General features: G+C 45.6%; 10 protein-coding genes, 1 pseudogene and 1 riboswitch. Of the genes and pseudogenes, 6 read left to right on the forward strand and 5 right to left on the reverse strand.

Translation table 11 applies throughout. From position 1 onward, the window contains the following. The first annotated feature begins 10 nt into the window (after window positions 1-10). Window positions 11-421 carry a thiol-disulfide oxidoreductase DCC family protein gene (locus ACWVCM_RS02810; protein ID WP_455200188.1) on the forward strand — a complete coding sequence of 137 codons (411 nt, stop codon included), beginning with the start codon at window positions 11-13 and terminating at the stop codon, window positions 419-421. Window positions 422-625: 204 nt separating this feature from the next. On the opposite strand, the gene ACWVCM_RS02815 is transcribed toward ACWVCM_RS02810, so the two are convergent. The 5 genes and pseudogenes from ACWVCM_RS02815 to ACWVCM_RS02835 all read right to left on the reverse strand — a co-directional run bounded on the left by ACWVCM_RS02815 (window position 626) and on the right by ACWVCM_RS02835 (window position 6,532). Further along, window positions 626-1,930, reverse strand: coding sequence for an FCSD flavin-binding domain-containing protein (locus ACWVCM_RS02815; RefSeq protein WP_455200189.1), 1,305 nt, complete (start codon window positions 1,928-1,930; stop codon window positions 626-628). A 15-nt stretch (window positions 1,931-1,945) separates the two neighbouring features. After that, complete coding sequence (locus ACWVCM_RS02820) at window positions 1,946-2,257, reverse strand: c-type cytochrome (protein WP_455200190.1); 312 nt, start codon at window positions 2,255-2,257, stop codon at window positions 1,946-1,948. A 474-nt stretch (window positions 2,258-2,731) separates the two neighbouring features. Then, window positions 2,732-4,519 (reverse strand): annotated as a pseudogene (gene thiC, locus ACWVCM_RS02825) (phosphomethylpyrimidine synthase ThiC); the annotation flags it as partial. 72 nt (window positions 4,520-4,591) lie between these two features. Continuing rightward, a riboswitch (TPP riboswitch) is annotated at window positions 4,592-4,701 on the reverse strand. A 255-nt stretch (window positions 4,702-4,956) separates the two neighbouring features. Continuing rightward, on the reverse strand, window positions 4,957-5,493 hold the full coding sequence (locus ACWVCM_RS02830; protein WP_455200191.1) for a hypothetical protein: 537 nt from the start codon (window positions 5,491-5,493) through the stop codon (window positions 4,957-4,959). A gap of 529 nt (window positions 5,494-6,022) precedes the next feature. Next, the gene (locus ACWVCM_RS02835; RefSeq protein ID WP_455200192.1) at window positions 6,023-6,532 is read right to left on the reverse strand and encodes a hypothetical protein; all 510 of its coding nucleotides are present in this window, start codon (window positions 6,530-6,532) and stop codon (window positions 6,023-6,025) included. 480 nt (window positions 6,533-7,012) lie between these two features. Between ACWVCM_RS02835 and ACWVCM_RS02840 the strand changes: the two genes are divergently transcribed. From ACWVCM_RS02840 to ACWVCM_RS02860, 5 genes are all read left to right on the forward strand, one after another. Beyond that, a complete protein-coding gene (locus ACWVCM_RS02840) occupies window positions 7,013-7,660 on the forward strand; it encodes a protein-L-isoaspartate O-methyltransferase family protein (protein WP_455200193.1) in 648 nt (215 codons plus the stop codon). Between the two features lie 79 nt (window positions 7,661-7,739). After that, window positions 7,740-8,060 (forward strand): rhodanese-like domain-containing protein, encoded by a 321-nt coding sequence (locus ACWVCM_RS02845; RefSeq protein WP_455200194.1) that lies wholly within the window; start codon window positions 7,740-7,742, stop codon window positions 8,058-8,060. Between the two features lie 26 nt (window positions 8,061-8,086). Next, window positions 8,087-9,421 carry a TolC family outer membrane protein gene (locus ACWVCM_RS02850; protein WP_455200195.1) on the forward strand — a complete coding sequence of 445 codons (1,335 nt, stop codon included), beginning with the start codon at window positions 8,087-8,089 and terminating at the stop codon, window positions 9,419-9,421. Window positions 9,422-9,440: 19 nt separating this feature from the next. Next, window positions 9,441-10,007 (forward strand): hydrolase, encoded by a 567-nt coding sequence (locus tag ACWVCM_RS02855; protein WP_455200196.1) that lies wholly within the window; start codon window positions 9,441-9,443, stop codon window positions 10,005-10,007. 68 nt (window positions 10,008-10,075) lie between these two features. Further along, window positions 10,076-10,358 (forward strand): LpxL/LpxP family acyltransferase (locus tag ACWVCM_RS02860; RefSeq protein WP_455200197.1); only part of this gene is annotated, 283 nt, incomplete at its 3' end.

Below are 10,358 nucleotides of genomic sequence, written 5' to 3' on the forward strand. Positions count from 1 at the left end.
CATACTTTAAATGTCTGACTTTAACGAAAATCCAGTTGTTTTATTTGACGGTGTATGCAAGTTTTGTCATGCCAGCATTCAGTTTGTTATTCGACGAGACCAGCACTTCCGCTTTCGATTCTGCCCGCTACAATCTCCAAAAGGACAGCAACTGGCCAGGGAGCATGGCATAGAAAACCCCGGACTCACTTCTATTATTTTACTCGAGCATAACCATATCTATAGAAAATCCAGCGCAGCATTGCGGATTGCCAAAGAACTGTCGGCGCCCTGGCCACTTTTATATATTTTTATAATTATTCCACCATTTGTTCGCGATGCTATATATGATTTTATTGGCAAGCATCGTTACCAATGGTTTGGAAAATTCGACCAGTGCGTGATTCCGAACGATGAAACACGAGAAAGATTTCTGGAATAATTATTGACAATTTAAGCGCAATAAAAAACCAGGAGACTACAAACTCAAGCCTCCTGTTTTATATCGACAAAACAAACCAACTTAACGTTCAATTAACTAATACTTAATTACCGCCTGCTAATTTACCAATACAGACAATTACTACTCACTTACCATACAATCTGATTCCCTTCACCTCTCCTCTTCTATCATTAATTAAAGGTATTAGCCGAACATGTCCTGAGTAATACTGGAATACCATCCCGTAGCATAAAGCGCTTCAGCTCTTCTGAAGGACTCATCAGCATCTTTAGGACTTACGCCACCAGCTCCTTTAACTTTATTAATTTTCCCGTCTTCATGTCGATACACAGCCGCTACGGAAATACCGTAATCCGGACCTACCAGGCTATAACAGGTGTTGCTGTAGGATGGATTGGGCATATCAATACCATTGATTGCAGCAACCACAGCAGCAGCACACATCTTACCCTCGCTGCTGGCTGCATAGCCGGATTTTGGTAACGGTTTGGCAATCGAAGAGTCGCCAATAACATGGATATTGTTTTTCAAGGTTGATTCAAAAGTTTTCTGATTGACAGGACACCAGCCGGTAGCATCAGCCAATCCTCCCTTGCGGGCAATAGCACCTGATGTTTGATGCGGTATGTAGTTAACAACTGCACCTTTGATGGCTTCACCAGCTTCGTTATAGACGGTCATGTTTTTAGCATCCACTTGCGTGACAATGCCACCTTTGGTACCAGCGACCCATTCAATCATACCAGGATATAATTTTTCCCATCCTCCAGTGAACAATGGCATTTTAGAGAACTTTTCCTTGGCGTCCAGAATCATTATCTTGGACCTGGGTTTGTTGGTTTTCAAATAATGGGCAATCAGGCTTGCTCTTTCATAGGGTCCCGGTGGACAACGGAAAGGATTAGGTGGCGCAACGATAATAACCGTTCCCCCGTCATCCATGGACTCCAGTTGGCTTCTTAATAACGTGGTTTGTTTTCCTGCCTTCCACGCATGCGGAATAGTTTCTACGTCCGCTTCCGAGAAGCCTTCCACTTTATCCCATAGAAAATCGATACCAGGAGAAACGACCGCTCGATCATAATCAAAAGATTTACCGCCCCTGGTTTTAATTTTTTGTTTCTCGGAATCGACATCGGTCACTTCATCATGAACCACGTTGATGCCATGCTTACTCTCCAATGCATCATAACTATGGGTAATGGAATTAATGTCTCGCAAACCGCCTAATACCAGGTTACTAAAAGGACAAGTGACAAAACTGGCATCTCTTTCAATCAACGTGACATCAATATTTGCATCGAACTTCTTAATATACTTTGCACATGTGGCGCCACCAAAACCACCACCTATCACCACAACATGCGGCCTGGCTTTACCGCCAAGCGCAAAACTGGACGCTGGCCATAACATGGAACCCAAAGATGCCGAAGAAACAACTGCACCACCAACTTTGATAAAATTACGGCGTGTGATGTTCTTTTTCATTTTGCCACCCCTCTCCTATTTTTTGCCCGCGAAATATTCGGCGATCAGTTTAATTTGAGCATCGCTATAACCTTTGGCATGCCGTTTCATCACGGTTGATGGACACTTATCATCGCGAAAATCCAGCAAGGCTTTTTCAAGATAGTCTGCGGATTTGCCAGCGATGGCGGGAATCGCACCGGAACTGCGCCCATCGGTACCATGGCAACCATTACAGGTAATGCTTAGCATGGCGCCTTCTGTAACAGGCTCGGCAGTAGCAGTGAAAGGGGTTAGTAAAACAACAGATACAGCCAACATCCACGCACCAGGCTTGGGGACCCACATAGTCATCCTCCTTAAGGTTTTATTTTTGTGGTTTTGTCTTGTACTTCTTCTCCTGTTAAATTTAGTTTAAATTACCTGCACCATATTGATACGTATCAAGTGAAGGGGATTTGCTGTTGTACCACTACCATTTATACGGGAAAGACATAAGGGTAAGACACGAACGGTAACATCAACCGGATTACCCACAGGCCGGTTAAAAATAAGACAACTGAGGACAGAGGGACATCAGAGCACCATCTCTTACTTGATTGCACAAGGGATCAGGCACCGCCAAAAACCGGATCAGGATTTTTACACTCTGCCGAAAGAGAAACCGTTCAGGTAAAAATTAGATATTACGCTTCCAGGCTACACGGTCTTATAGATTTCTGCGCCTTGTTGTTTGAATTCTTCAGCCTTTTCCTTAAGACCTTTCTTGATCGTTTCATCGAGATTAACTTCAACGCTAGCTTGCCGCTCAGCGCTTTGTTGTTCAGCAAAGTCACGTACGTCCTGGGTAATCTTCATAGAACAGAAATTGGGACCACACATAGAACAGAAATGCGCTACCTTATGTGCCTGCTTTGGCATGGTCTGGTCATGATATTCACGCGCCCGATCTGGATCCAGACCAAGGTTGAACTGATCTTCCCAACGAAACTCAAAACGAGCCTTGGATAAAGCGTTATCGCGAATTTGCGCACCTGGATGGCCTTTGGCTAAATCTGCCGCGTGGGCAGCGATCTTGTAGGTAATGATACCTTCCTTCACATCATCCCGATTGGGCAAACCTAAATGTTCTTTAGGTGTCACATAGCACAGCATGGCCGTACCAAACCAGCCAATCATGGCAGCGCCAATACCGGAAGTAATATGATCATAGCCTGGCGCAATGTCTGTCGTTAATGGCCCCAATGTATAAAAAGGCGCTTCATCGCATTCCGCCAGTTGTTTTTCCATATTCTCTTTAATCATGTGCATGGGTACGTGACCAGGCCCTTCAATCATGGTTTGCACATCATGCTTCCAGGCGATTCTGGTTAATTCACCCAGGGCTTCCAGCTCACCAAACTGCGCCGCGTCATTGGCGTCAGCAATGGAACCCGGTCGCAAACCATCGCCCAGGGAAAACGACACATCATATGCCTTCATGATTTCGCAGATGTCCTCGAAATGCGTGTAGAGAAAATTTTCCTGGTGGTGCGCCAAACACCACTTCGCCATAATAGAACCACCTCGGGAAACAATACCCGTCATTCGTTTAGCGGTTAAAGGTACATGACGTAATAACACGCCGGCATGAATGGTAAAGTAATCCACACCCTGCTCGGCCTGTTCTATGAGCGTGTCACGGAAAATATCCCAGCTAAGCTCTTCTGCTTTGCCGTTGACTTTTTCCAGGGCCTGATAGATGGGCACTGTACCGATAGGCACCGGCGAGTTGCGAATGATCCATTCACGTGTTTCATGAATATTTTTGCCGGTGGACAAATCCATAATGGTGTCCGAACCCCAGCGAATGCCCCAGGTCATTTTGTCCACTTCCTCTTCGATGGACGAAGTCACCGCGGAATTACCCAGGTTGCCGTTGATTTTTACCAGGAAGTTTCGCCCAATGATCATGGGCTCTATTTCAGTATGATTGATGTTGGCAGGAATGATGGCGCGACCCCGCGCAATTTCCTGGCGCACAAACTCCGGGGTAATTTCTTTTGGTATCGCGGCGCCAAATGATTCTCCGGGATGTTGCTTTTGTAAAGCCTCTTTTGCCAACTCAAGGCGCATATTTTCGCGAATGGCGACGTATTCCATTTCGGGCGTGATAATTCCTTTCCTGGCATAATGCATTTGAGTCACATTACAGCCAGCCCTGGCACGACGAGGGCTGGTGATGTGCTTGAAGCGTAAGCTATCCAGCGCTGTATTCTGTAAACGCTCTCGCCCATAGTCTGACGAAAGTTGCGGCAATACTTCAGTATCATCCCGTTCTTCAATCCAGTTTTTACGTACTGGTGCCAGGCCGGAACGTATATCGATACGTGCTTCAGGATCAGTGTAAGGACCGGAAGTATCATAGACAGTCACAGGTGGATTTTTCTCAACCTCGCCTTCCTTACCCCCAATGAGAGGCGTATCTGTGAGGCTGATTTCGCGCATGGGCACCTGGATGTCCGCACGACTCCCCTGTACGTATATTTTTCTGGAATTAGGAAAAGGTTGAACTGACGCGTCGTTGATTTTCGCTGTCTGACTTAGAAATTCGTCCACAATTGCGCTCATGTAATGGTCCTGTATTTATTCAGCAGAGCTAATCTGCTTGAGTTAGCCTACCTGAGACAGGGACAGCGCGACGAATAAAGCGAAGTGCTTCCCTACGCCGGATATCACCCGGATCAGGTTCAAAGGGTGTAATCTCAGCACTGATAAGCTGTTAACGCTCTCAGGCACCCCTAGCTTCGTGAAAAGAGATTCCGACATTAGCGAATATTTGACCGGGTTACAAGCACATCGTCCATCATCCGGGAAATACCCGATATTGGCCACTAATTGATCATTATTTATTCATTTGTACTATCTATCAAAACCTGACTGTTTTTCTGACATAACTTTCTTCTTGCATAAATAGATCAAGCATAAAAAAAGGGTTGGTACGCCAACCCTTTTGAAAAACCAATGGTATATTTATTAATACTGGCCTTACCGCAGGGCCTTATAAATTAATCCCTGGTTCGCAAACGTGAACGCAAAGTGCTCAAACGCTTTCTCAATGATCTCAAAGCACCACTACCGCCATCGTCATCATCGTCTTCCATCTCATCATCATCGTCATCGTCGTCGTCATCGCCCCTGCTTCCTCCACTGCCTCTACCCATGCCAGGTGTCGGTGGAGCTGGCGACATACTCGGCGGCGGTGTTGGTGTTACAGGTGGCGTCGGCGTAGGGTCAGGCGGTGGTGTTGTGGTGGTGGGACAGAATTGCGTGTAAGTCGTTGGAGATAGCGACCATTGCCCGGCGGCGGTTAAGTCATTTGGACCGCGATTATTGGTGGTAGAATGACAGGCCGAACAGGAGCCCACGTCAGGTGATGTAGGATTAGGCGCGCATGCCGCAGCAACTGCTGAAGCAATAGCACTGGTCGCAAAACTTTGCGTGGGCAGAAAAAGAAAAATCAAGATTACCAGAATAATTGATAGCTTTATGCGAGTCGCACGATAGCAAAAACGATCACAACAGTTACTGCTCATACTGCCCATTTAAAGCCCCCTTATGCCTTCTAGCAATCTGAAACATCACTAAAGATGACCCATATTTCTTTATCATTTAGTAGTGCTACTTGATTCCCAAGTATACATGGAAACGGGAAATGCCCACAAACTGCTAAGTAGCCGTTCGATTACTACGTAGGAAGAAATAGGAAAAATTCCCAAACTAACTGACAAGCCCTGTCACCCTTAGCACTTCACGAGATATTACGCCCCTTTTAAATATCAAATACGCGCTTGTATCTCGTGTGTCACCATCGCCTATTAAAACACGATTTAAGCGAAGTTTAACAGCATTCAATGACAAAACAATAACAAGCTTGCGATGACGCTAGCGAAACTTTTTATCGAAAAAAACCTCACAAAAACCACGCAGAATTACATTTAAGTCCTAACATCTAATTTGCCAATGCTCCTCCACCTGGCTGTTATTGTTCCTCAGAAGTTAACGTTGAGTGAATAAGGGTAAATGCAATTAAACGTACCCCAGTAGAAGTAAACAAAAAACAGTCACAAGCTATTAATCACCCAGTATTGAACGCAAACGGCCAAGACTACCTGACGCTCCGGCGGGTGCCGGCGCAGTCATGTCATCATCGTCATCATCCATTTCGTCATCATCGTCGTCATCCATTTCGGCCCCGGATCCCATACCCATACCTGTTCCCGGCGTGCTGTTTCCCGGTCCACCTGGGGGTGGTGTTGGCGTCGCTGGAGGTGTCGTTGTTGGCGGCGGTGTTTGATTCGCGTTGGGACAGAAAAATGCGTAATTCCCCGACAATGCTGCCATGCCCGCAGCATTCAGATCGTTAGGGCCGCGATTGTTGGTCGTGGTATGACAGGATGAACAGGATCCCACATCTGGCACTGTGGGTTGCGGGGCACAAAATCCCATCACGGTGTTTGCAATACCCGACGTTGCAAATGCTGAATCTACCGGAATCAAAAGAAAACTCGTTACTACAACGAATAATTTAAATCTGCTTGTTTTAAAGAAAATAGATGAGAAAGTAACGTGATAAGCTTCCATACTTAACCCCCGTTTGTTTTATGCTCTGATCGGCTTCCACTAAACAAAAACAATGCGTTTGCATAAAAGCGATCCCGTACAATCCGCCCTGATCGTACATTGGTTTTTTAATAAAACTGCTGCGATCTAAACGCACCGCTAATTAATGGTGTAACAACAACTAAGAAATACTACGCTAAGATTACCGCCTGAATACTACATAGATAATGCTTGATGAAGCTTTGACGCGATTTGAAGGCAAAAAACTATACCGCAATTAATTTGGCAATGTAACCGCGGTAATGGCGAATTTTTCAAATTTCAGTTAAGGACTACATACACCAGATAATTTCCATAAAAGAGGCCACACAATTAACACGCTTACTGTATAATCCTGTCCACAGTCTGGCGATTCTCTCTTGCCTGCATTACAGAAACGTCTTACTCTTTGTCTCCGAATTGTTTGAATATAATAAAAAACGAGTCATGAACGAGAAAATTATGGAACAAGCCCTTTTCAATATGATTGAACAGCAAATTCGGCCTGCAGAAGTACTTGATGCGACTGTGCTGAATATCATTTCCGAAATACCACGAGAGTATTTCGTACCTTCTGAATACAGACAGTTAGCTTATTCTGATACCAATATTACATTGGCTAACGGTCAGGTCATGATGAGCCCGATCCAGGAAGCGCGCCTGCTACAGGCATTAAATATTCAGCCGACGGACGAAATCCTTGAAATAGGTACCGGATCTGGTTATCTGACAGCCCTGCTCGCAAAGCTCGGCAAACAAGTAACTTCCATTGAAATTGATCAGCAATTATCCAGCGACGCTGCCCAGAAATTACGCCAGCACGACATCACCAATGTCACTCTGGAAGTTGGCGACGCATCCAGAGGCTGGTCGCAGAAAGCACCCTACGATGTTATTGCTGTCACGGGATCTTTACCCATCATGTGTGATGATCTAAAACAACAGCTTAAAAAAGGCGGTAAACTGTTCGTGATAGTGGGAAGCGATCCGGCCATGTCTGCCACACTGATTACACGTGTGGATGAAAACCAGTGGTCGGAAGAAATACTCTTTGAAACGGTCATTCCCCCTTTGGATAACGCGGAAAAACCATCACAATTTGTTTTTTAACGACATTGTGTTTTAACGACGGGCATATTACCATTTCCTAATATTCTCTGGACAGGTGTTAGTACACAATGGTGATGCCATGCAAAGTATTACAGTCAGTCAGCTCAAAGAACGCCTCGACCAGCGTGAAGAAAAACCTCTACTGCTGGACGTACGCGAACCATGGGAATTTGCTATTTGCCATATCGATGGTTCCCGTTTATTACCCATGAGGGAAATTCCAAATGCCGTTGATGACCTGGATAATGAACAGGAAATTGTCGTTATCTGTCATACCGGGGTTCGCAGTTTACAGGTTTGCTATTACTTGCAGCATGAAGGCTTTACCAAAGTCATGAATTTAACCGGCGGCGTGCATGCGTGGGCAACCACTATAGATTCACAAATGCCAACCTATTAAATAACCCAAAGAAGAAATTGATTGCTATGAAAACTACTCAATCCTTTATCATCAGTGCAGTGGTTCTGTTGTTCAGTCATTCTATAGCGCAGGCCGAAGACCTGCAGGAAATATATAAGCTGGCACTGGAATTTGATCCAACGATTCGAGCAGCAGTAGCCTCACGAGATGCGGCGTATGAAACCGTCAAGGTAAGCCGTGGCGCCTTTATGCCGCAAATTAATCTTCGCGCGGATTATACTCAGTCATCCAGCACAAGTAATATTACAAAGTCAACTCGACCACCACCCAATGACATCACTGGTAGATTTGAAACCGACAATTCATCTGTCGGCTACGATGTTAGTCTCAGCCAGATGCTTTATCAAAAGGGTGACATCGAATTCCACAGACAGAATAAAAACTTTGTCCAGCAATCAGAAGCGGATTTTAAAACTGCAGAACAGGATCTAATCATTCGTGTGGCAACCCAGTATTTTCGTGTATTGGGTGCGTTGGATAACCTGGATTTCTCCAAGGCAGAAATGGAATCCAACGAACGTCAACTGGAACAGATCAAACAGCGTTTCGATGTTGGGCTGGTCGCCATCACTGATGTTCATGAAGCTCAGGCGCGTTATGACCTGTCTCGTTCGCAGTTTATCGAGGCTGAAAATATCCTGGACAACGAGGCAGAAGCACTGCGAAGAATCACCGGACGCTATCATAAGCATCTGGCGCCATTACAGGAAAAAACACCACTGGATCCCCCTGATCCCAATGATATTGAACATTGGACCCAGGTGGCACTGGAACAAAATCCAGGTCTAATAGCAACGAAATTTTTTGTTGAACAGGCACAGGATCAAGTGAGCATCCAGAGAGCCTCGCATTATCCCTCACTGGATTTAGTAGCAAGGTATGGTTATTCTGAAGATGATTTTGGCGACTATGACAGTTCAGCTGTGGGTGTCCAGTTCAACATGAACCTGTTTGCCGGTGGCGCCATCAGTGCCAGCGTGCGCGGGGCTCAACAAAACCTCACCCGCGCCATGCAGATCCTGGAAGAATCAGGTCGCGCCACGCAAGAAAATGTTCGTAGTGCATTTCTGGGTGTGAAATCTGCCATCAGCCAGGTCCTCGCTCTCAAGCAGGCAGTGATATCCTCACAAAGCCGATTGAAAGCGACGGAAGCAGGATTTGATGTAGGTACTCGTACCACCGTTGATGTCCTGAACGCTCGTAGTGAATTATTTGATTCCGAACGACTGCATGCACGTGCACGCTATGACTATATTTTACAAAACTTGCGCTTAAAACAGGCGGCGGGCATGTTAAATGCGCAGGATGTCGCAGATGCAAACAATCTTCTGCAACAATAAGCCATTTTATCGTTAAGTCATGACAGGCAATGGAAACAGGCTGCTCGCTGATGCACGTCACAGCCAGCTGCTTGTCATTGATATACAAACACGCCTGGTCAAGGTAATGAGCGAGCGTGACAGTCTGCTGCGAAATTGTGAGACGCTCATCACGGCCGCTAAAACTTTATCCGTCCCGGTCACCGTCACCGAGCAATACCCGAAAGCCCTGGGCAATACCGAAGCTGTTCTTTCCGATGCGTTACCTCCGCAGACTACACCCATCGAGAAAACCTGTTTTTCAAGCTGCGCCGCCCAGGATTTCGATAATAACTTTACCTACGGTGACAAATCGCAAGCGATCCTGTGTGGTATTGAATCTCATGTCTGTGTTCTACAGACCGCCATGGACTTGCTCAGCAAAAACCAGCAGGTATTTGTTGTTGCTGATGCTGTTGCTTCAAGATCCAGAGATAATAAAAGCATTGCCCTCAACAGAATGCAGCAAGCAGGCGCCATTATAACAAGCACCGAATCGGTTTTATTTGAATGGATGAAAGATGCGAAACATGAACATTTCAAAACTATCAGCGCACTAATTCGCTAAATTTTTTCTTGCTTCGTCGTCTTATAGTAAAATGTAACCTTTCTACGCTCACCCCTAATTTGCGCACAGTGAACACAAAAAAAGAAAAATCAATTTTTCAGCTTGCCTTAATGCCGCGTTATTGGCCAGCAGCGACCGGAGTACTTTTTTTACGAGCGCTGGCAATGTTGCCCATGCGAGTACAATACGTCATTGGCAAATGGGGAGGTCGAACTTTCTATTATCTCGGTAAGCGCCGCCGCCATATTGCGGAAGTCAACGTTAATCTATGCTTCCCGCACCTGGATCGAAAACAAAAGCAACAGATTGTGCGTGGTGCTTTTGAATCGGTCGGGATTTCTACTCTGGAAA

It is taken from the genome of Kaarinaea lacus (assembly GCF_975902315.1).